Raw genomic sequence first — 1,064 nt, forward strand, 5'->3', positions numbered from 1 at the left:
TCCACGGCATCCGGCTCGTCGTAGCGCGGGGTCGCGACCGACAACCCGCGCCGGTCCAGGTACCGCACGAGCGAACAGAACCACCGGGCCGACAGGTCGGCGCGCAGGGTCCAGCTGGCGTTGGTGTACCCCACGGCCATCGCGAGGTTCGGCACGTCGGAGAGCATCAGCCCCTTGTAGACGTGGCCGCTCGACACATCGACCTCCACCCCGTCGATGAACACCCGCGCTCCCCCGCCGAACTCCATCTGCAGCCCGGTCGCCGTCACGATGACGTCTGCCGGCACGTGCTCGCCGCCGGCAAGTCGGATGCCGTCGCCCTCGAAGGCGTCGATGCTCGCCGTCACGACGCTGGCCCGCCCGTCGCCGAGCACGGTGAACAGGTCGCCGTCCGCCGCGGCGCACAGGCGCTGGTCCCACGGGTCGTACGTCGGTGTGAAGTGCAGCTCCACCGGGTACCCGGCAGGAAGCGCCTGCTCCATCCGTCGACGCAGGAGGCGACGCCCGGCATCCGGGTACCGCCGCAGCACCTGGTACCCGAGGGTGGACAGCACGACGTTCTTGGCGCGCACGACCCGGTGCGCCACGGCATCCGGCATCACCTGCCGTACCCGGGTGGCCACGCGGTCGCGGCTGGGCACCGACGCCACGTAGCTCGGGCTGCGCTGCAGCATGCTCACGTGGCAGGCCCCCGCCTCGACCAGTGCCGGCACGAGGGTCACGGCCGTCGCGCCGCTGCCGATGACGACGACCCGCTTGCCCTGCACCGACAGGTCGTCCGGCCACGCCTGCGGGTGGATGACCGGGCCGGCGAACAGCTCCTGACCGGGAAAGTCGACGACGTGCCCGCCCTCGTAGGAGAAGTAGCCCGTCGCGAGGTAGACCAGCCGCGCGGTGTGCCGCACCGTCCCGGCATCCGTGCGCGCCGTCACCGTCCAGCGCGCGTCATCCGACGACCAGTCCAGCCGCTCGACCCGCTGCCCGTGGTGGATGCGCTCGGTGACCCCGAACTCACGCGCGGTGTCCTGCACGTACTGCCGGATCTGCTCCCCCGACGCCAGGGA

General features: G+C 71.9%; 1 protein-coding gene. It reads right to left on the reverse strand.

Going from position 1 to position 1,064, the window contains the following annotated elements:
• Nucleotides 1–1,064 (reverse strand): flavin-containing monooxygenase (locus PLL68_RS15740; RefSeq protein ID WP_324535715.1); only part of this gene is annotated, 1,064 nt, incomplete at both ends.

Source organism: Ornithinibacter sp. (assembly GCF_035443565.1).
In the GTDB taxonomy this organism is placed as follows: Bacteria; Actinomycetota; Actinomycetes; order Actinomycetales; family Dermatophilaceae; genus Fodinibacter.